Raw genomic sequence first — 20,540 nt, 5'->3', positions numbered from 1 at the left:
CATGCAGTGCATCACACGCTCGGTCATCATCGACGCACCCGTCGACATGGTTTACGAGATCTCCAATCGTATCGATCAGTGGCCGGAGATGATCCCCGAATACCTGAAGGCGGAGATCCTGCGCCACGAGGGCCGCAAGATCTGGTTCCGGTTGACCAACGCCGACAACGCGTCCTGGGTGTCGTGGCGGATGCTGTATCCGCCACTGATCTCCTACGCGGAACGCTTCGATCCACTGGCGCCGTTCACCTTCAATCACCTCACCTGGGTGTATCAGCCGCTGCCCGGCTACCGCAGCCAGATGACCTGGGACATGTACTTCGAGCTGGCCGAGGACAAGCGCGACGAGGAACCACAGTGGCGCGAGCGCATGGCCGAACACACCGCCGCCAACCAGGAAGCGATGCGCGACTACATCGAATCCCTTGTCGCACAACCGTATGCGCCGGGCGTGCGGTGAACGCCGTGGAACGGGTGCCGGTGCTGATCGTCGGTGGCGCGGTGAGCGGGCTGACGATGGCCGCGTTCCTGGCCCATCACGGGATCGAGTGCCGGCTCGTCGAGCGGCGTGCGCGACTCTCGGCGCATCCGCGCATGAACGACATCGGGCCGCGCGCGATGGAACTGCTGCGCGTCTTGGGAATTCACGATCGGGTCCGCCGGTGTGACGAGGACCGCGACAGCACGATCCTGCGGGTCGACACGCTCGCCGGACGCGAACTCGACCGGCTCCCGATGGGCGGCCCGGAGGAATTCGGCGGAATCACACCGGAAAAGCAGGTGTGGTGCGATCAGGATCAGCTCGAACCGATCCTGCGGGACCGGGCCGCCGAACTCGGCGCGGACCTGCGCTTCGGCGTGGAACTCACGGGTTTCGAGCAATCGGACCAGCTGGTGCGGGCCGATCTGCGCGAGGAGGCGACCGGGCGCCGCACCACCGTGCTCGCCGACTATTTGATCGCGTGTGACGGCTCCGGCAGCCCAGTGCGGGAAGCGCTTGAAATCGGTTATGCCGGACCGGGATTGCTGGCACTGCAAGCCGGCATCCTGTTCCGCGCGGACCTCACCGCGGCGTTGCGCGGCCGCAGTTTCGTGCTGTGCATGGTCGACGAACTCCAGGACGCCGCACCGGGAATGCGGTTGAACGTGCTGCTGCGCCGCAACCTGCACCGCTGGACGCTCAGCGTTCCGCACGATCCGGCGGCCGACGCGGGACTCTCGCCCGCGCGCTGTGCCGAGTTGATCCGTCGCGCGGTGGGTGTGCCCGATCTCGGCGTCGAGGTACTCGGCGTGGACATCTGGCAGATGCGGGCGCTACTCGCGGATTCGTTCCGGCGCGGTCGGGTGTTCCTGGTCGGCGACGCGGCCAAAACACTGCCGCCGACCGGCGGCTACGGCGGTAACTCCGGCATCGAGGACGCGCATAATCTGGCCTGGAAGATCGCGTCCGTGCTCGCGGGCACGGCCGGGCCGGGGCTGCTCGACAGCTACGAGCAGGAGCGAAAACCCGTGGCACAGTTGCTGATCGAGGACTCGGTGGTGCGCGCGGGCCTGTTGCTGGCCGGTGCTGCCGAAGGCGGCGCCCACCAGCCCGCCAACCGCCCGGGCAAGGCCAGCATCTGCCTGGGCTACCGGTATCGCGAGGGTGCGCTGATCGCCGAAGCGCCGGCTACCGCCGAGGCCACCGAGGATCCGCGAAACCCGTCCGGGCGGCCGGGGACCAGGGCGGCGCATATCGTCGAACACGGCAAGTCCACCCTCGACCTGTTCGGAAGGCATTTCGTGCTGCTCACCGCGGACGCGAGCTGGGAGCGGGCGGGTGCCGACGCGGGCTTGCCGGTACACCGGATCACCGCGGCGCGCTTGCCCGCGGCCTACGGGGTCACCGAGACGGGGGCGGTGCTGGTACGGCCCGATGGTTTCATCGCCTGGCGCAGCCGAGCGGCTGATAACCGGGACGACCTGGCGGCCGTGCTACGCGCGATCCTTCAACCGGTCTCCAGCTCGGTCAGATAGCGAGCGACCATGGGGTGCACCATCATCGGGTCGGCCAGTTCGGTCCAGGGTCCGCGCACGGTCACCATGCCCGAATCGATCAGGCTCAGCAACGCGACCTCGGTTTGCGCGGGCGTGGTCGGTGCGAGCCCGACCACGTCCGCGACGCCGAAGGGTCGATCGCGCAGCGCGGCGATGCTGCGGAAGACGATGCGCTCCACGGTATCCAGGTCACGATAGACCGCGTCGATGCGATAGAACAGGTCGAATCCCAGGTTGGCGAGATCGGAAAGCGCAACCGCGTCAACAGGATTCGCTATCCGCCGGCAGAGCAGGTCGAGCGGATACCACGGTGAGCAGGTGAGCCGGTCACCGATGAACCGGATGGCCAGCGGAAGCGCGCCGACTGTTTCGACCAGCCGCTCGGCCGCGCGCTTCTCTCGTTCAATGCGGGCCGTACCCACGATGGCGGCGAGCAGATGCAGGGCGTCGGGGGTGCGCAGCGGATCCAGCAGGCACTTCTCGGCGCCGAACAGACCGGTCGGCGGGCGGCGGGCGGTGATGATCGTCGCCGAACCCAGCGGCAGGTGCGGCACGATATCCGCGGTGCGGGGCACATTGTCCAGGACGACCAGCAGGCGACGCCCGCGCGTGATCGAGCGGAACAGCGCCACCGCGCCCGCCAGCGTCGCAGGCAGTTCGCGGTCGCCGACATCCAGGGCGCGCAGCAGATCGGTGAAGGCGGCCAGGCCGGAGCGGTTCGCATCGTCGAGGTCGATGTGCAATTGGCCGTCGGGAAACGACTGCGCCGCCGCGTGCGCGATGGTCAGCGCCGCCGCGCTCTTGCCCACGCCGGGCATGCCGTGCACGCAGATCGTGGCGAGTTTGGAGGCGGACCGCCGGGTCAGGAAATCGACCGCGGTGTCGACGGTGCGATCGCGGCCGACGAAATCGGCGACCATCGGCGGCAATTGCGCCAGCTTGACCGACTGCCGGGTGGCGGCGGGCGCGGTGCGGGCCGAACCCATGCCGTGCAGGATGTCGAGGTGCAGCCGCTGCACCGACTTGCCGGGCTCGATGCCCATCTCGCCGGAGAGCCGGGTACGCAAGTCCCGGTAGACATTCAGCGCGTCCGACCGCCGGCCCGAGTGCGCGAGCGCGGCCATCAGCGTTTCGTGGAAACCCTCGTGGAACGGGTTCTGTTCGATGTGGGAGGTCAGCTCGGCGATCACCTGATCGAAGCGCCCGAGTCGCATCTCGGCGCGTAGCCGCATGTCGATCACCTGCCGATGGCGTTCCTCCAGCCACGCCACCCGGGTATGCAGACGCTTGCCGAGAATCACGTTGCGCAGCGGCGCGCCCCGCCAGCACGACATCGCCCGGCCCAGGTTGTCGCTGGCCTCGGACAGCTTCTCCGGGCAGTCCTCGCTGATGCCGGCGCGCAACAGGTCGGCGCCGCTGTCGGCGAGGGTCTCGAACTCGTCGGAATCCACGTAGGCGTCGGTGAGGACCAGCGAATAGCCGCCGTGCCGGGTCACGATCGGATTCGCGTCGTAACAAGCCAGCGCCTTGCGCAGCGCGTAGATATAGGTGTGCACCGTCTTGTCCGGCTTGGCCGAGGTGGGGCGGTGCCAGAGCTCGTCGACGATCCACTCCATCGGGACCGTGCGCCCGTGCTCGATGGTCAGCAGGGCGAGCATGCTGCGGACTTTGGACTGCCGTGGCGTGAGGTCGATATCGTCGAGCGCTACCGAGAACTCACCGAGAACCGTGACGTACACGTGCTGCCTCTGTTCACCTGGGATCCGCCCACTCAGCTCGTTGTCATCAGCGTCGATAGCGCCGGGTGGTTCGTCTATCGGAGGGCGCCGGCGCCTCCCCGGGCGGGAGCCGCCGGGCGGGGATGTCGCGCCGAGAACAGGCAGACGACACCCGACCGCACGAGCCGGACCTCGGTGAAACGGGTCTCCAACTCGCGGGCCAGGTCCTCGATGCGATCGGCGGCGTTGTCGAAGGAATCGGCGCGATTGAGGCGACGGCACAGCGCGGTGGACAGCGTCGTGTGCCGCTTGTCGATACCGAGAATGGTGCTGCCGAAGACCAGCCCGTTCGCGCCGAGATGTGGCGTGACATGGTCGAACACGACGGCTTTCTGCCGGAACGAACCGGGCAGGCAGTGCAGCAGCAGGTTCATGCCCACCGAATCGAATTGCGCCGCACCCAGATTCAGTGACTTGTAGACATCACCGCTGTGACGGACCGGTCGATACCGGGCGATGCGCAGCGCCGCCGTCGCCAGGGCGGCCTCGCTCAGGTCGACCAGCGTGATCGACGGCGCCGGGGTGGGGAAGTGGCAGTTGTCCAGGAACCAGCCGGTGCCAGGGCCCAGATCGAGATGGCGGGCGCCGACGTGCTCGTCGTAGTGCGCCAGCATCGTCGAGCGCGGGCAGCGCCAGACCCACCGGCACACCAGCCCCAGCACCAGCCAGTCGTAGACGGCCAGCATGCGGCGATGATAGGGCTCGATACCGGCCTGAATCCGGTCCTCCGCCGGTACCTGGCCGTCGCGGTCCTCACGATCCATTCTTTGGCCTCCGCTTCCTGAAAACGCAGACCGCACTGAGCATTTCCGGCCGCAGGCGATGGTGCTCAGATCCCTGGGGGTCATATCGATAATATCGTCGGCACCGAATACATCGTAAACGAGGTACCTCTAATCCATTCCCTGCCAGCACTTTTCGATACGCGTTGGACAGTGTTCGGGATTTCAGATTTCGCGATAGGGCTCGGCGCGATGTGTCAGTCGTTCGGAGAAGGTGTCCATCCATGCCGACGCCGGATCCTCTGTGACGGCCGGTGGTGTGCGGGAGGGGGTGATCGGTCCGCGGACACGAGCGGACAAGTTCTTACCGGGCAGCGACTGTGCCGCTATGAGCCGAATCCCCCAGCAGAGGTATGCCTCAACGCTCATCCCCGCGCAATCGGCCGCCGCTCGCAGGCTGGACCACTGCACGTCGTCCATGGAGACAGTCACCGTGACATCCCTGGTCGTCATACTTTCCCACGATAGCCCTGACCGAGGAACATGAGGCGGAAGCGCTGGAACGCGGGATGTCATGGGAGACAACGAAATGGCGGTCGCTACAGCAGAAGCCACGCTCCTCGCGACAATCCGCTCGGCAAGGATGCGAATTCGTCCTGGGTCAGCGCGCTGGTGTGGTCCGCCGAGCGCACGGTCGGGCGCTCCGGCGCGGATGAGTTCACTGTTGACGGCGCGGCACTGAACAGCCCGATCATTAGCAGGTTAGTTGCCGTAGGGCCAGGGTACGCCGCGGCTATGGACACTCGGGATCGGATCGCACAGCCCTGGGGCCGTCGGACGCCATACGCTGCGGGTGAAAGCTGGCCAGTCCGGCAGGACGAATATCTCGTGGCCGGGGCCGACCCGGCGTCGGTGCGCTGGGCGCAGTCGGCCTCGATACTGCACTCCAACGGAGACGCGCTCGACATCGCGGTCGAAGGCGACCGCATGGTCGGCGTCCGCGGCCGGGCGTCCGATCGGGTCAATCGCGGACGGCTGGACCCGAAAGACCTGTTCGGCTGGCAAGCCAACGCCGCACCGGATCGGCTGACCCGTCCGCTGATCCGCCGGGACGGGCACCTGGTAGAAACCGATTGGGACACGGCGCTGGACCATGTCGCGAAGCGGACGCGGACCCTGCTGCGGGAGCAGGGGCCGGAAGCGATCGGCTTCTACACTTCGGGTCAGTTGTTCCTGGAGGAGTACTACACCCTGGGCGTGATCGCGCACGCCGGGATCGGCACCAATCACGTCGACGGCAACACCCGGTTGTGCACGGCGACCGCGGCCGAGGCGCTCAAAGAGTCCTTCGGCTGCGACGGCCAGCCCGGCTCTTACACCGATGTCGATCACGCCGATGTGATCGCGCTGTTCGGCCACAATGTCGCCGAGACGCAGTCAATACTGTGGTCGCGCATCCTGGATCGGTTGGCGGGCGGTGACCCGCCCCAGCTCATCTGCGTCGATCCGCGCCCGACACCCGTCGCTGAGCATGCGCTCGTGCATCTCGCTCCGCTGCCGGGGACCAATGTCGCGTTGATGAACGCCCTGCTGCACGAGATCCTCGCCCACGGATGGATCGACGAGCAGTACATCGCCGTGCACACCGTCGGCATCGACGACCTGCGCGCCTGCGTAGCGGACTATTCGCCGGAGGTGGCCGCCCGCATCTGCGACGTCCCGGCCGCGGATATCCGGGAGGCGGCCCGGGTGCTCGGCACCGCACGCCGCCTGCTGTCCACCGTGCTGCAAGGGTTCTATCAATCGCATCAGGCCACGGCGGCCGCGGTCCAGGTCAACAACGTGCATTTGGTCCGGGGCATGCTGGGCCGGCCGGGCTGCGGGGTGTTGCAGATGAACGGCCAGCCGACCGCGCAGAACACGCGCGAGTGCGGTGCGGACGGCGATATCGCCGGTTTCCGCAATTGGGCCAACGCCGCGCACGTCCAGGAGCTGGCCGACCTGTGGAACGTAGACGCCGGCCGGCTGTCCCACGATGGGCCGCCGACCCACGCCATGCAGCTCTTCGAACTGGCCGAGCAGGGCAGTCTGCAGATGCTGTGGGTCAGCGCGACAAACCCTGCGGTGTCGCTGCCGGAACTGCGCCGCATCCGCTCGATTCTGGAGCGGGACAGTCTGTTTCTGGTGGTGCAGGACATCTTCCTGACCGAGACAGCCGCGGTGGCCGATGTCGTCCTGCCCGCGGCGACCTGGGGCGAGAAGACCGGCACGTTCACCAACGCGGATCGCACGATCCACCTCTCTGATCAGGCAGTCACGCCGCCGGGGGAAGCCCGCAGCGACCTCGAGATCCTGCTCGACTATGCCCGCCGCATGGATTTCCGGGACCGCGACGGCAATCCGCTGGTGCACTGGCACGACCCGGAATCGGCGTTTCGGGCGTGGCAGGCGTGTTCGGCGGGCCGGCCGTGCGACTACACCGGCCTCAGCTATACCTTGCTGCGCGGCGGTTCGGGCATCCAGTGGCCCTGCCCGGCGGACCGGCCGGAGGGCACCGAACGTCTCTACGCCGACGGGAAATTCTGGAGCCGTCCCGACTATTGCGAGTCCTACGGCAAGGACATCGTCACCGGCGAATCCCTGGGGGAGGCGGCCTACCGCGAGCTCAACCCCGAGGGTCGCGCGATGATCAAAGCGGCGGAGTTCCATCCGGCGAAGGAACGGCCGAGCGCGGACTTCCCGTTCGCGCTGATCACCGGGCGCACCCTCTATCACTTCCATACCCGGACGAAAACCGCGCGCGCACCGCAACTACAAGGCGCCGCACCACAAGTCTGGGTGGAGATCTCCATCGCGGACGCACAGGAGTGGGACATCGCCGAGGGCGACCTGATCGAGGTGACCACACCGCACGGCGAAATCCGGGCGCGAGTGCGGGTTTCGCGGATCCGCCGCGGTGTGCTGTTCGTTCCGTTCCACTATGGCTACTGGGACGCCGACGACCCCGCCCACGATCGCGCCGCCAACGAGTTGACGCCCACCGCCTGGGACCCGGCTTCCAAGCAGCCGATCTTCAAGACCGGCGCCGCCCGTTTGCGTTTGCTCGAACGCGGCACCGGTCCCGCCCCGGCACCCACGACCGCGGCGTCCGCGCCGGTCGACGGCTCGGTGCCACCGACCGTGTGCGCGAACGCGCTGGTGGTGGACAGGTCGGTATGACGTTGCCGGTCGGCCGTCGTCCTTCCGGACAGACAAGCTGGTCGGTCGGGAAAGATGCACAGCGCCCGGAGGTGCGGACAAACGTTGCACGGCAACCGGATTCGAGGCTCGCGAGACTGAAAGCCACCTCTGACGGGCGGTGTGTCCGCGGCGCGGACCCGGGTATCCGACCCGGATGCACCGTGGCCGCGGTACCGGTCGGCGCACCCGATCCACTCACGACATCCCGTAGAACAGGAGAAGCATTGAGCCACAACGGATTCGACCAGATCTTCCCCCGCGGGGAGCCCAACGACGCCTTCGCGCAGTACTACGGCGACCACAGTGTCTTCCCCGTTTACAGCGCACCACGAGCGGGCGGACGGGCCGGCTAAGAGACTTTGCGGCGGTAGATGTTCATCGCGAAGGCGTAGGAGACGACGAGGATTCCGGCGCACCAGCCCAGCGCGATCCAGATGTCGGTGCCGACCGGATCCTCGGCGAGCAGGTCACGGATGGCGTTGACGATGGAGGTGGTCGGCTGGTGTTCGGCGAAGGCGCGCACCGGGCCGGGCATGGAGTCGGTGGGCACGAACGCCGAGCTGATGAACGGCAGGAAGATCAGCGGATAGGAGAATCCGCTCGCGCCGTCGGGGGAGTTCGCGGTGAGCCCGGGGATGACGGCGAGCCAGGTCAGCGCCAACGTGACCAGGGTCAGGATCGCGGTCACGGCGAGCCAGGCGACGATGCCCGCGCTGGATCGGAACCCCATGATCAAGGCGACGCCCACCACGACCACCACCGAGATCAAGTTGGCGACCATCGAGGTCAGCACGTGCGCCCACAGGATCGACGACCGGGCGATCGGCATGGATTGGAATCGCTCGACGATCCCGTTCTTCATATCCAGGAACAGGCGAAACGCGGTGTAGGCGATGCCCGACGCGATGGTGATGAGCAAGATGCCGGGCAGCAGGTAAGTCACATAGGAATCCGTCCCGGTGTTGATCGCGCCGCCCAGGACGTAGACGAACAGCAGCAGGAACGCGATCGGCATGATCGTGGTCGTGATGATGGTGTCGGGGCTGCGGGCGATGTGGCGCAGGGATCGTCCCAGCAGGTAGCCGGTGTCGCCGAAGAATCGAGTGGTCATCGCTGTTCCTTACGCTGCGGGGGTTGCGGTGTCGGTGTCCGTGTCGCCGACCAGTGCGAGGAAGACCTCTTCCAGAGTCGGCTGCTTTTCGACGTATTCGACCTTGGCGGGCGGCAGTAGTGCCTTGAGCTCGGCGAGGGTGCCGTTGACGATGATCCGGCCCCGGTGCAGGATCGCGATCCGATCGGCGAGTTGTTCGGCCTCGTCCAGGTATTGGGTGGTGAGCAGGACCGTGGTGCCGTGCGCGGCGAGATCCTTGACGGCTTTCCAGACTTCGATGCGGGCTTGGGGATCGAGCCCGGTCGTGGGTTCGTCGAGGAAGATGACCGGCGGGTTCCCGATGAGGCTCATGGCGATGTCGAGACGGCGGCGCATGCCACCGGAGTATGTCGAGACCCGTCGGCCGGCGGCGTCGGTCAGCGAGAAGCGTTCGAGCAGTTCATCGGCGACCTTGCCGGGGTTCTCGATGCGCCGCAGGTGTGCGATCAGGACCAGGTTCTCCCGGCCGCTGAGAATTTCGTCGACGGCGGCGAATTGTCCGGTGAGGCTGAATGATTCACGGACTTCAGCCGCTTCCGTCGCGACATCGAAGCTGTTGACGGTGGCCGTGCCCGCGTCCGCGTGCAACAGGGTGGAAAGGATGCGCACGACCGTGGTCTTGCCCGCGCCGTTGGAGCCGAGCAGGGCGAAGATGCTGCCCCGCGCCACGTCGAAATCCACGCCGCGCAGCACATGCAGGTCTTTGTAGGACTTCTCCAAGCCTCGCACGGAGATCGCCGGAGCTTGCTGTGTCGTCATCGAATGGCCCTACCTTCTTCTCCCGGAGCGGATGCCCGGCATAAGTAGATGTATACGTATGCGAACCTACTGTAAGTAGATGTATGCTTATACGCAACCCGTGGGCGATTTCGGCAAGTGCGAGCGCCGCTGACGAGCATTTCGCAGCTCCATGGGGCATGGGGGCCGCTTACGGATCAGCTGGCGAGTCGGATTCTGATGCACCCGAAGTGCATGAGTAACCGTGTTACCGTACGACGGCGCTGCTGCGCCGCGCCTGATGGCCGACGGCCAGCGGCACGTCGAAGCAATGAAGCGAGGAAGATATGCGTCGATCGGCAACTGTCCCCGCGATGGTGTCCGCAGTGGTCTCAGTGCTGGCCCTCACCACCCTCGCGGCCCCCTCGGCGGCCGAAGACCTTCCCGCGTTACCGGCGGACTTCGAGTTCGGGGTCGCTCAATCCGGTTTCCAGTCCGAAGGTTTCAACCACGACTCGAACTACCTGCGCTACGGCAACGACGGCAAGTTGCACGAGCCGGTGGGAAACGCCGTGGACTTCTTCCATCAGTACGAGGGCGATGTGGCCAGGGCGGCCTCGATCGGCGTGGACAACTATCGCCTGTCGGTGGAGTGGTCGCGCGTCGAGCCGCAGCCCGGTGTCGACGACGCGGCCGGCTGGGCGTTCTACGACGCGGTGATCGGCCGCGTCGTAGCCTCGGGCATGCGCCCCATGATCACGTTGAATCACTGGGTTCATCCTGGTTGGGCGGTCGATCGTGGAGGATGGAACAACCCGGAGATGGCCGCGGCCCTGACTGCATTCGGGCGACGCGTCGTTGATCGCTATACCTGGGCCGAGCCCATCTGGATCACATTCAACGAGCCCAGCGAATACGTCCGGCGGGAACTGACCTACGGCGGTTTGGCACCGGCCAACACCGGACTCATGGTCGATGGGATCATCGCGGCTCATCGGGCGATCACGTCTTACATCCATGCCGTGCAGCCCGGGGGCCAGGTCTCCTCGAACATCGCCTACATCCCCCTGCCCGGCGTGGAACCCGCGCTGGAAGCCATGTTCTCCGACCGTATGGTCGATTCCTTCGACTTCATCGGCGTCGACCAGTACTACTCGATCGCGCCGTCGGAACTGGCGTCGTTCGCCACCTCGGGTGGCTCGTTCTGGAATCTGCCGCAATCACCGGAGAGCATGTATTACGTGCTGCGCTATTTCGCCGCCAAATATCCGGGCAAACCGCTGCGGGTCATCGAGAACGGATTGGCTACCGACGCGAATCAGAACCGCGCCGACGGGTACCGCCGCGACGACCATCTCCGCGACACCGTCTATTGGATTCAGCGCGCACGCCGAGACGGCATCAACGTCGTCTCCTACAACTATTGGAGCCTCACCGACAACTACGAATGGGGTGAATACGGCCCCCGGTTCGGCCTCTACAGCGTCGACGCCGTCCACGACCCCGCCCTGACCCGCCGCCCGACCGTCGCGGTGGCGGCCTACCGCGAAATCACCGAAAACCACGGCGTGCCCTCCACCTACCGGCCGACGCGCCAGCCGGCACCGTGCGCACTGATCGCGCTGCCCGACAGTTGCGGCGATCCGGTGTCGGTCGAGCCACGCTGACGCGCCCGCACGGTATCCTGGACCACCTCGCCGAAAAGCCTTGGCAGCCCGCGCTTTCGGTTCGACCGCGGTGGGCACGAGAGGCCTCCCGCGCACCTCGAGCAGTGCGCTATCGGGGGCGGTGCGGGCTGGGGTCGTGGTGTGTATGCCGCAGGGCAGCGGGTCCATCGACGATCACCAGATTTCCGCCGGATTGTTTGGCCCGGTACATCGCGGCGTCGGCCGATTGCAGCAAACGCTCGGCCGTCGGGCGGGGGCAGTCGGGACAAATCTTCGTATCGAATACCGAGACCCCGACGCTCGCGGTGACCGTTACGGCGCCCTCCGCCGGTTCGGCGATCGCGAGGCGCAGGCGTTCCGCCTCGGACGGTGCGGCGACCGCTGCGATCGGGGCGGCCACAACGAACTCTTCCCCGCCGGTTCGCGCCACCACCGCGGAGTCTCCGGCGGCATCTCGAAGGCGGCGCGCGGTGCGAGCAAGGACCACGTCGCCGATGCTGTGACCCCAGGTGTCGTTGACGTCCTTGAATCTGTCGAGATCGAAGCACATGACACAGATCGCCGCGCTGTGATCCATCAGCGATGGCAGCCGGGTCTCGAGACCTCGCCGGTTCAGCAAACCGGTCAGCGGGTCCGCCAGCGATTCGGCGCGCAGCAGCCAATAGAGGATCTTGAATGCGGGCGGCGCGCTGACCACTGATGCGACGAGAAGCAATGCGACCGCGATAGCCAAGCGGATATCTTCGCCGCCGGTGGCGATCCGCACCGAGAACACCGTCACCGACAGCAGTGCCCACGCTGAATGCAGGACCAATGCCGGCGCGCTGTGGAAGAAGCTCAAATAGCTGCCGGTGACCACGAGCAGCACCGCGCCCATCGCACCGAACAGCCGGTTCGGCACTTGCAGGAATTCGATCGTGAACAGCACATCGGCGCAGCCGATCAGCGCCAGTGACTCTATCCTGTTCGGCCACGGCAGCAGCCACCAGCGCAATGCCCACAACGTTCCCGACAGCACCCCGACCGTTGACGCTATGCCGGGATGTCCAGGAGGGCCCACCGGCGTGCTCGCGATCACCGCGCCCATCACCGCGATCGCGGCTCCCGCGAGGCCTATCAATATCTTCAGAGGCCTCAGCACCGATCGAGCTTGGAGGGTGCGGACCAGCCATCGATAGTCGACCGAGTCGCGCCACCAGGCACGCAGCGTCTTGCCGTGATCCATCGACTCACCTTTGGGTCCAGGTCGCGTCACCCACTGTCACCGGACTGTGTTCGCGGTCGCCCGGAGGTCTCACCGGCTGATCGGCAGCGGGCCGGCTCGGACACGTTATACCCGACAAGCGCGTATATGTCGCAGAACGTCACAAGTGTTGGGCCGGGTGCCGGCAACGAACGCGAGAACACGCTGCGCCTGTCGCTGTGACGCCGAGATTCGAACCGCTGGACGCCGGGAGTGGTGACCGGTATCGAACGGGTCCCACCGGGACCGGCGCTTTCCAGCCGCGGCCCGTCGCAGGTGCTTCCCACCCAGCTCTGACGTCGCACCCTATGAGTATCGCGTCGATTACGGGTTCCTCTGGCCTTGGATGTCGGCAAGATCGGGAGCGACATCGAATTGAGAGGTGGACTCGTGAAGAGATCAGCGGTGGTGCCGACCCCGGCGCCGCAACTGCGGGCCGCGCTGCGCCGGCTACCCAGGCTTCCCTTGCATCGCGCGTGGTTTCGTCGGCTGTCCGTCCAGCTCCTCGCCCGGATGAAGGCCACCCCCACCGCGGGCGTGCGGATCGAAAGCTCGGTCGTCGACGGAGTCGGGCTGCGGATCTATCGGCCGGATTCCGTGCAGCCGACCCGGGCGCTGCTGTGGATCCACGGGGGCGGGCTGATCATCGGCGGCGCTGTCCAGGACGATCGTCTGTGCGGAGCGACTGTCCGCGAATTGGGCATCGTGGTCGTCTCGATCGACTACCGCCTGGCACCCGAACATCCATACCCCGCCGCCCTCGACGACAGCATGCGGGCGTGGAAGTGGTTACAGGACAACGCCGCAACCCTCGGCATCGACTCCCGACAGGTGGTGGTCGGCGGCCAGAGCGCGGGCGGAGGCCTGGCAGCGGCACTGGCGCAACGGATTCGAGACACCGGCCAGATCCAGCCGCTGGGACAGTGGCTGTTCAGTCCCATGCTCGACGACCGCACCGCCGCACGCCGCGAACTGGACCGGATCCGGCACCACGTCTGGGACAACCGCCTCAACAGATTCGGCTGGCGGTCCTACCTCGCCGACGAACCGGGATCGGCCCATATCGATCCCCGAGCCGTCCCCGCCCGCGCCGAAACTCTCGAAGGGCTCCCCCCGGCATGGTTGGGAGTCGGAGACATCGAACTGTTCTCCGACGAAATCCGCGAGTACGCCCGACGACTCGATCGTGCCGGTGTCCACGTCACGCTCCACGAAGCGACCGGCGCACCGCACGGCTTCGAAACATGGGCACACGACACCGATCTGGCCCGGAGACACATCGGCGCCGCCCATCGCTGGTTGAGAGACCTTTTCGCGGGAGCACATTCCGAGGTCGGATGACATCGATCAACATCTCAGCTCGACTTCGGAGCAGCAACCGCACCCGTTCCAGTGCGTTCCGCCGGTGGCCGGTCACTCCGGCGTGGTCATCGTGAGTTCGAACCCAACCGTGGAACCCTCGGCGTCACGGTGAACCCGACAGAACCTCGGTCGGTCGTCGATCGACGACGCGGAATCGAGAGACGGCGATCGCCGTGAGGGATTACGGGTGGGTGCGCGGTTTGCCTGAAATCTGCTGTCAGGGAGCGTGTTCCACGCTAGCGTTGTTTGTTGCCGCCTCGTTCCCCGGGGGCCGGCTTCCGACAGAGTGGACAGTGGGTATCGGGACATGGAGATCAGCTGGGTTGCACCGCGAAACCGCCGCCGGGTCCAGCCGTGCGCGGTCCACGTTCTCGATCGCGTAGGTCGTTCGGAGGATGTGCGGCACTCGTGAGCGGTGCCGATGCGGTGGGCCCGGAACGTTTCCTGGCGGCCTTGTCGGCGCTACCGCGTAGTGCGCTCGGGTCGCCGCGTCTGTGTGCGGCTTGCGTAGCGGTGCTGCCGGTGCAGGGCGCCGCGATCTCGGTCGAGGTGACAGGACGTGGCTGGGAAGTATTGTGCGCCAGCGATCCCGCCGCCGGCCGGTTCGAGGCGTTGCAGGCCGCCGCGGGCCAGGGCCCCGGATTCGACGCCGCAGCGTGCGGCGAGGTGGTCGTGGTCGAGCACTCGGCGGTGATCCCGCATCGATGGCCGCTGCTCGGTGCGGGCATGGAGCTCGGCGAAATCGGCGCTGTGTTTTCGATACCGCTGCGGGTGGGCGCGGCCCAGCTCGGAGTCCTGGATCTGTTCAGAGAGACGCCTGGTTGCTTGGATCGAGCACAGTGGGCGGCAGTGTCCGCGGTCACCACGATGGTGACGATGATCCTGCTATCGGATCAAAGCGGCTCTCTTGTCGATCCAGCGGCTGTGTTGGGTCAGTGGTGGAATACGACGGCCCGCACCCGCGAAATCCATCAGGCCAGCGGGATGGTGGCCGCGCAGTTGGGGATACCGGTGCGCGATGCCTACGCCCGTCTGCAGGCCCACGCGTGCGGGTGTGGGCACACCTTGGCCGAGGTCGCCGCCGATGTGGTGGCGCGTCGGCTGCGTTTCGATCCTGATCCCGAAAAGTGATGAACTCACCCACGAGCGGGAGCAGTGCCGTGGCTTCTGCGATGAGCGACGAGGTCCCAGCCAGACGACCTGTGAGCGGTTCCAGGCTCTTCCGCGAGGGTGGTGAAAGAGGCACCTCGTCCATTGAATCCCGTTGTCGCGTGCCCTTGCGGTTTGTTTGTAGGGCTTTGCACAGCCCGGGTGCACAATGGTGAAATCAGCGCCCTGCTCAGGCGTTTTCACGCCTGGGCTGAGCATCGGACTCTTGCTCCAGTCCCTGCAAGCCATCCTGATCGCACCGCTCGAGACCGGAGGACAAGAGTGACGACGACGGCCGCTGCCAGCCCCAGCGAACCAACCACCCCGGATCCGACACTGTCTGCGCACGCGACGCGACTCCAAGGATGGGTCACCGCCGACCTCGAGCGGGTGCTGCAACGCGCGGTGGATATCGCCAACGCCGCCGGCCAACAGCAGGTGCGGATCGAACATGTCGCGCTCGCGATCCTCGAGAATCCATATTCGACAGCCCGGACGGCCGGAAACGACGCCCAGACGGTGACGCAGTGGCAGCAGGCATTGATCAACGTCGTAGCGGCCAGTCACGTCGAAGCCGACCAACCTCGACGGGTTACCGACATATTCTGCTGGCGCTCGATCCGCCGATGACCCGCACCTCGATGCCAACACCCTCGACGATCAAATTGATGCCCGCGCCGACAGCTCTGAGGTACGCCGTGTCGCCGGGCTGGATCAGGGCACCCTCCGCGGTCAGCGTGCCGTGCTCGGAGTGGAAGGTAGCGTTTTCGCTGGCTGTGCGGGTTCCGGCGCCGAACAACGGGCATCGCGGCGATTGCACGCTGTAAATATCCTCGTCGACAACTCGGCGGAGGAATTACGTCGGGACAACAGCAGGCTCACAGTTTTCCGCGGCGCGAAGCGGAACGAAGGAACCCAGTTGATGGGAAAGGCAGCAGACGCACGGAATATCGCGACTCGCCCTGGTGGCAGGCACACCGTTATCGGGGACGCTCTTCTGCGAGATAAAAGTCCATAATCAGGTATGGCCAAACCGCCTTCATCTGCCGGCTCGGGACGGGCAACTCCAGGGCGGAGTGCCGTCGACGGTCCTTATGTGACGGGCGGGTTCCGGTTCTGGTTCGCTGATCAACGTTGGGAATGGTCCGATGAGGTCTTTGCCTTGCACGGTTACCTACCGGGTGCGGTCGAACCGACTACCGCTTTGCTGCTCGCGCACAAACATCCTGCCGATCGCGACACCGTCGCCGAGGCTCTCGCTACCGCGGTGCGCTTACGTCAGGCGTTCTGCTCACGGCACCGCATCATCGACACCGCCGGGACGATCCGCTATGTCCTGGTGGTCGGGGAGTTGATGCACGACAACGCCGGGACGGTGGTGGGTTCCAGTGGTTACTACATCGACCTGACCACCCCGTTGGATCAGTCCCGTCAAGAAATTCTCAATGAGGTGCTGCCGGAATTGGTCGAGGCGCGGGCGGTGATCGATCAGGCCAAGGGGGTGTTGATGTTCGTTTACGGTATCAACGCCGAGCAGGCCTTCCGGGTGCTGCGCTGGCGTTCGCAGGAGACCAATACCAAGCTGCGGGTCCTGGCCGCCAAAATCTTGAACGCGGTCGATGGCCTTCACGGTGCTCCGGTCAAAGTTCGAACCCAGTTCGATGATCTATTGCTGACCGCGCACGAACAGCCCGACCCGTTGGGGCTCACGCCTGTCGTCGGTGGCGGTAGTCCGGCCGGAGGCCAATGATTTCGTAACTGTTCGATTCGGCGGCGGGAAACACCGGCGACACGCAGACGGCGACGTTTATGCAGGGTTTGTCGGGTTATGCAGGTTAGACATGATGTCCAGGCAAGTGAGACCTGTATGACCTCAGAACTTTTCACCGAATCGGCCACCCTTGACCCGGAAACTCATGTCGGCGCGGACCTCCTGGTTATCACCGCCCGCGCGAAACGGCCCGGCCTCGAGGTCTGGAAGCTGTTCTCGCCAGCGGGGTTTCAAACTCAGGGGCAAAGCAGATCGCTCCGGTCATCTCTTACAGCCTTCGAGCACGACGACCCCCTCACCCGCTCCGCGGATTGTGTGGCCCAGGTGATGCGCACCTGGGCCTATGTCGCGCACCGCGACAACGTGAACAGCTGAGCCACGCGTTGTAGTGGCGGCGGCAAGGAGGTGCCGATGACCAGTCCTCACCGGAGCATGTTCGGTCCGGCCTTCACCTTTCTCGGGGTGCCTGCCGTCGAGTTGCGCGAGCTGCGAAACGGTATCGCCGACGTGGTGATCCTGGGTGCGCCTTTCGACGCCGGTACCTCGCATCGCCCGGGAGCGCGGTTCGGGCCCAACGCGATTCGGGGCGCGGACTGCGCACCCTGGGATGGTGTGCGCCCACACCTGGCCTTGCGCGTGGACCCGCTGACCGATCTGCGGGTAGTCGATGGTGGCGACATCGAAATGCCGCCCGGCGACACATCCGAGAGTATGAACCGGCTGCGGGAAGCCGTCACCAGCGTGCTCTCGGCCGATGCCATCCCTGTCGTACTCGGTGGCGATCACACCATTTCGCTGGGGACGATGCGGGCTCTGGCCGCGCACCGACGACCCGAACGAACCGCGCTGGTGCACTTCGACGCCCACGCCGACACCGACGACACCCAGTTCGGACTTCGGGAGGCCCACGGCACGCAGATGCGCCGCCTCGTCGAAGAAGCCACCGTGCACGGTGCCGACCTGATCCAGATCGGCCTGCGCGGCTACTGGCCCGCTCCGCCGGCCTTGGCCTGGATGGCCGCCAACGGGCTGCGTTCCTACGAGATGAGCGAGATCGGCGCCCGCGGCCTGCCCGCGGTGCTGACCGAAACTATGGCGGCCGCGACCGCATACGCAAGCGCTGTCTATCTCTCGATCGATATCGACGTCGCCGATCCCGCTGCCGCGCCCGGCACCGGCACGCCCGAGCCGGGCGGGTTCACCTCCCGTGAACTCCTGGACTCGGTCCGCGCCCTCGCCCAGCAACTCCCGCTGGCCGGGATCGAAATCGTCGAGGTCAGCCCGCCCTACGACCATGCCGAAACCACGGCCTACCTGGCCAACCGCGTGATCCTCGAAGCGCTCTCCGGAATCGCCTGGCGCCGCCGGCAGCTCAGCACCGGTGACGCTTGGCCCCCCGAACGCCCCCTACTCGACGACCGTCCAGGGAGAAACCCGTGACATCTTCCGAGCACCCCGGCAACTCCGCGATGAGCCGACTGACCGCCCGAATCGACTCCGGGGCCGGCGATCTCGACAGCACCGGAGAACAGACCACCATGTACGACGCCACCATCGAGGAGGTCGACGGACGCAACATCCGAATCGGCGACAAGTGGCTCGCCGACTTCGCCTCCTGCAACTACCTCGGCTTCGACTTGAACCAGGAGATCATCGCCGCCTCCCAGGAGGCGATCGAGCGCTGGGGCACGCACCCGAGCTGGTCGCGTCTGCTGGGCAATCCCGCGCTCTACCCCGAGATCGAGGAGCGCCTCACCGATCTTTTGCACGCCGCGGATTCCCTTGTCCTGCCGACGATTACGCTCATCCACACCGCGGTGTTGCCGATGCTCGCCGAGGGCGGTGCGATCTTGCTGGAACGGCGAGCGCACAAGACCCTGTACGACACCGCGGTCATCGCCAAGAACCAGGGCACCTACCTCGAACGGTTCCGCCAAGAAGACCTCGACGCTTTCGCGGACCAACTCCGCAAAGCGCGGGCCGCGATCGGCGCGGGGCAGCCGTTGCTGGTCTGCCTCGACGGGCTCAACAGCATGACCGGCAATGTGCCGCCTCTGGCGGAAATGACCGCCTTGTGCGAGCGCCAGGGTGCGATTCTGTATGTCGACGATGCGCACGGATTCGGTGTTCTGGGCGAAAACCCCTCGCCCGCACTGCCTTACGGATATCGCGGCAACAGTGTGGTCCGCCACCTCGACCAAGGCTACGACAACCTCATCCTTGTCGGTGGTTTCTCCAAGGCCTACTCCGCGATCTTGGCGTTCATCGCACTACCGACCGCCCTGAAGGAGAAGCTCAAATACAGCGCTCCGCCCTATCTCTACTCCGGGCCGTCGCCGACCGCGTCGCTGGCCGGGGTGCTGGCGGGGTTCGAGGTCAACGACCGTGACGGCGACCTCATCCGCGCCGATCTCTACGGCAAGACCCGCCGCGTTCTGGACCATCTCGACGCGCTCGGCATCGGCACCCCGAACGTCTCTGGCTCACCGATCATCGAGATTCCCGTCGCCGAACCGGAGAAGGTTCCGCAAGCCGCGGAACTGTTGTGGGACAACGGCATCTACGTCACCGTGGCCGCCTACCCGCTGGTCCCGAAGAAGGAGGCGGGTTTCCGGATCCAGATGACGGCCGCAAACACCACCGACCACGTCGAACGACTCTGCGGCACCCTCAGCGCCCTCGTCGACCAGAACATCATCATCACCCAACCGGACAGGGAAACCGGCCATGCCTGAACCCGCCCGCACCGCGGATACGGTCACGGTGACTGTCAACCGGGCTCGGCATCGGCTGTGCGCACCGGTGAGTATTGCCGGGTTCCTGCACAGCGCAGGGTATTCGGCCGACGCGGTCTCGGTGTCGGTCCGGGGCCGTATCGTGCGCCGCGCGGACTGGCACGACTACGCGCTCACCGAGGGGTTGGAGTTGTGCGCGATCAGCTTGAAGCCCGGCGCGGTTCAGAGCCGGACGCCCGATCCGTGGCAACTGGGCGAGCACGAACTCGAGTCACGGTTGATGTTCGCCATTCCCGAGAACGCCGACCTCACCTATCTCGCGGCTGTCACCCAGGCGTCGGGGATCCAATCCGCGACCATCAAAGCCAGCCCCGAAACCCCAGACGTACTGCGCGATGTCGTTGATCTGCTGCTCGACCAAGGCGTGCGCATCCTGCCCCACACCTCCGGATGCCAGGATGCTCGCGCCGCCGTCGTCGCAGCGCGGCACGGGGGTGACATCGTCGGTGCCCGGTGGGTGCAGCTGATCGTCACCGCCGATGATGCCCCGGATGCCGGTGGCCTGATCGCGGCGGCGGAGCAGCTGGTCGAGGATGGCTTTCACGTCTATCCCCGCATCCTTGCCGACCCGGACGTCGCGGCCGATCTGGTCGCGATCGGCTGTGCCGGACTTGTACTGGAAGGGTCGCCGAGCGGGTCCGGACGGGGCATCACGGACCTCGACAGGTTTGCTGCGGTATTAAACCGCGTTGAGGTTCCGGTCATCCTGGGCGCGGGGACCGGCACGGCGGCCCACGCGTGTCAGGCCATGGAAATGGGTTGCGCCGCAGTCGCTTCCACGGTCGTCTTTCGCGCGCCCGATCAAGCCGGCGCCGCTGTCGCGCTCGCGCACGCGATTGCCGCTGGGCGGGCCGCCTACCTTGCCCAGCAGCAAAGGCGACGGCCGTAAGGGTGCTCGGCCGACCGCAC

The 20,540-nt window shown here is 66.1% G+C and carries 19 protein-coding genes; 13 read left to right on the top strand and 6 right to left on the bottom strand.

Annotated elements, in window-relative coordinates; translation table 11 throughout:
• Position 1: 1 nt before the first annotated feature.
• Positions 2–460 (top strand): SRPBCC family protein, encoded by a 459-nt coding sequence (locus BJ987_RS29305; protein WP_209896233.1) that lies wholly within the window; start codon positions 2–4, stop codon positions 458–460.
• The gene (locus tag BJ987_RS29300) at positions 457–2,016 is read left to right on the top strand and encodes an FAD-dependent monooxygenase (protein ID WP_209896231.1); all 1,560 of its coding nucleotides are present in this window, start codon (positions 457–459) and stop codon (positions 2,014–2,016) included. Before BJ987_RS29305 ends, BJ987_RS29300 begins: the two co-directional genes overlap by 4 nt.
• On the opposite strand, the gene BJ987_RS29295 is transcribed toward BJ987_RS29300, so the two are convergent.
• The 3 genes from BJ987_RS29295 to BJ987_RS29285 all read right to left on the bottom strand — a co-directional run bounded on the left by BJ987_RS29295 (position 1,989) and on the right by BJ987_RS29285 (position 5,050).
• Positions 1,989–3,776 carry an AfsR/SARP family transcriptional regulator gene (locus BJ987_RS29295; RefSeq protein ID WP_209896229.1) on the bottom strand — a complete coding sequence of 596 codons (1,788 nt, stop codon included), beginning with the start codon at positions 3,774–3,776 and terminating at the stop codon, positions 1,989–1,991. The two genes, BJ987_RS29300 and BJ987_RS29295, sit on opposite strands and share 28 nt — an antisense overlap.
• A 74-nt stretch (positions 3,777–3,850) precedes the next feature.
• Positions 3,851–4,579, bottom strand: a complete 729-nt coding sequence (locus tag BJ987_RS29290) for a class I SAM-dependent methyltransferase (RefSeq protein WP_209896227.1) — start codon at positions 4,577–4,579, stop codon at positions 3,851–3,853.
• Between the two features lie 183 nt (positions 4,580–4,762).
• The gene (locus BJ987_RS29285) at positions 4,763–5,050 is read right to left on the bottom strand and encodes a hypothetical protein (protein ID WP_209896225.1); all 288 of its coding nucleotides are present in this window, start codon (positions 5,048–5,050) and stop codon (positions 4,763–4,765) included.
• A gap of 282 nt (positions 5,051–5,332) precedes the next feature.
• Between BJ987_RS29285 and BJ987_RS29280 the strand changes: the two genes are divergently transcribed.
• Both BJ987_RS29280 and BJ987_RS37890 read left to right on the top strand, forming a co-directional pair.
• The gene (locus BJ987_RS29280) at positions 5,333–7,756 is read left to right on the top strand and encodes a molybdopterin oxidoreductase family protein (protein ID WP_209896222.1); all 2,424 of its coding nucleotides are present in this window, start codon (positions 5,333–5,335) and stop codon (positions 7,754–7,756) included.
• Positions 7,757–8,001: 245 nt separating this feature from the next.
• Entirely contained in the window at positions 8,002–8,130 is a 129-nt protein-coding gene (locus tag BJ987_RS37890; protein WP_281070400.1) for a hypothetical protein, read from the top strand.
• Here BJ987_RS37890 and BJ987_RS29275 read toward each other — a convergent pair.
• Together BJ987_RS29275 and BJ987_RS29270 are read right to left on the bottom strand one after the other, a co-directional pair.
• Positions 8,127–8,888, bottom strand: a complete 762-nt coding sequence (locus BJ987_RS29275; protein WP_209896220.1) for an ABC transporter permease — start codon at positions 8,886–8,888, stop codon at positions 8,127–8,129. The genes BJ987_RS37890 and BJ987_RS29275 overlap by 4 nt on opposite strands.
• A 9-nt stretch (positions 8,889–8,897) precedes the next feature.
• Entirely contained in the window at positions 8,898–9,686 is a 789-nt protein-coding gene (locus BJ987_RS29270) for an ABC transporter ATP-binding protein (RefSeq protein WP_209896218.1), read from the bottom strand.
• A gap of 332 nt (positions 9,687–10,018) precedes the next feature.
• Between BJ987_RS29270 and BJ987_RS29265 the strand changes: the two genes are divergently transcribed.
• Positions 10,019–11,311: a family 1 glycosylhydrolase gene (locus BJ987_RS29265; protein ID WP_245366180.1), complete on the top strand. Its 1,293-nt coding sequence runs from the start codon at positions 10,019–10,021 to the stop codon at positions 11,309–11,311.
• A gap of 109 nt (positions 11,312–11,420) precedes the next feature.
• Here BJ987_RS29265 and BJ987_RS29260 read toward each other — a convergent pair whose 3' ends face one another.
• Positions 11,421–12,536, bottom strand: a complete 1,116-nt coding sequence (locus BJ987_RS29260; protein ID WP_209896214.1) for a GGDEF domain-containing protein — start codon at positions 12,534–12,536, stop codon at positions 11,421–11,423.
• A 408-nt stretch (positions 12,537–12,944) separates the two neighbouring features.
• On the opposite strand from BJ987_RS29260, the gene BJ987_RS29255 reads away from it, so the two are divergent.
• The 8 genes from BJ987_RS29255 to thiG all read left to right on the top strand — a co-directional run bounded on the left by BJ987_RS29255 (position 12,945) and on the right by thiG (position 20,520).
• Positions 12,945–13,895 (top strand): alpha/beta hydrolase, encoded by a 951-nt coding sequence (locus tag BJ987_RS29255; RefSeq protein ID WP_209896212.1) that lies wholly within the window; start codon positions 12,945–12,947, stop codon positions 13,893–13,895.
• Positions 13,896–14,324: 429 nt separating this feature from the next.
• Positions 14,325–15,047, top strand: a complete 723-nt coding sequence (locus BJ987_RS38110; RefSeq protein ID WP_209896210.1) for a GAF and ANTAR domain-containing protein — start codon at positions 14,325–14,327, stop codon at positions 15,045–15,047.
• Positions 15,048–15,347: 300 nt separating this feature from the next.
• Entirely contained in the window at positions 15,348–15,695 is a 348-nt protein-coding gene (locus tag BJ987_RS29245) for a Clp protease N-terminal domain-containing protein (protein ID WP_209896208.1), read from the top strand.
• A 394-nt stretch (positions 15,696–16,089) separates the two neighbouring features.
• On the top strand, positions 16,090–16,815 hold the full coding sequence (locus BJ987_RS29240; protein ID WP_209896206.1) for a PAS and ANTAR domain-containing protein: 726 nt from the start codon (positions 16,090–16,092) through the stop codon (positions 16,813–16,815).
• 117 nt (positions 16,816–16,932) lie between these two features.
• On the top strand, positions 16,933–17,211 hold the full coding sequence (locus tag BJ987_RS29235; protein WP_209896204.1) for a hypothetical protein: 279 nt from the start codon (positions 16,933–16,935) through the stop codon (positions 17,209–17,211).
• Between the two features lie 36 nt (positions 17,212–17,247).
• Positions 17,248–18,276, top strand: a complete 1,029-nt coding sequence (gene speB / locus BJ987_RS29230) for an agmatinase (protein ID WP_209896202.1) — start codon at positions 17,248–17,250, stop codon at positions 18,274–18,276.
• Positions 18,273–19,571, top strand: coding sequence for an aminotransferase class I/II-fold pyridoxal phosphate-dependent enzyme (locus BJ987_RS29225; RefSeq protein ID WP_209896200.1), 1,299 nt, complete (start codon positions 18,273–18,275; stop codon positions 19,569–19,571). The genes speB and BJ987_RS29225 overlap by 4 nt, the downstream gene beginning before the upstream one ends.
• Positions 19,564–20,520 (top strand): beta/alpha barrel domain-containing protein, encoded by a 957-nt coding sequence (gene thiG, locus BJ987_RS29220; RefSeq protein WP_209896198.1) that lies wholly within the window; start codon positions 19,564–19,566, stop codon positions 20,518–20,520. Before BJ987_RS29225 ends, thiG begins: the two co-directional genes overlap by 8 nt.
• Positions 20,521–20,540: the final 20 nt, after the last annotated feature.

This window comes from Nocardia goodfellowii (assembly GCF_017875645.1).
Classification (GTDB): Bacteria; Actinomycetota; Actinomycetes; order Mycobacteriales; family Mycobacteriaceae; genus Nocardia; species Nocardia goodfellowii.
Note: the sequence above shows the minus strand (reverse complement) of the source record. Positions and strands in the feature narration are given on the sequence as shown.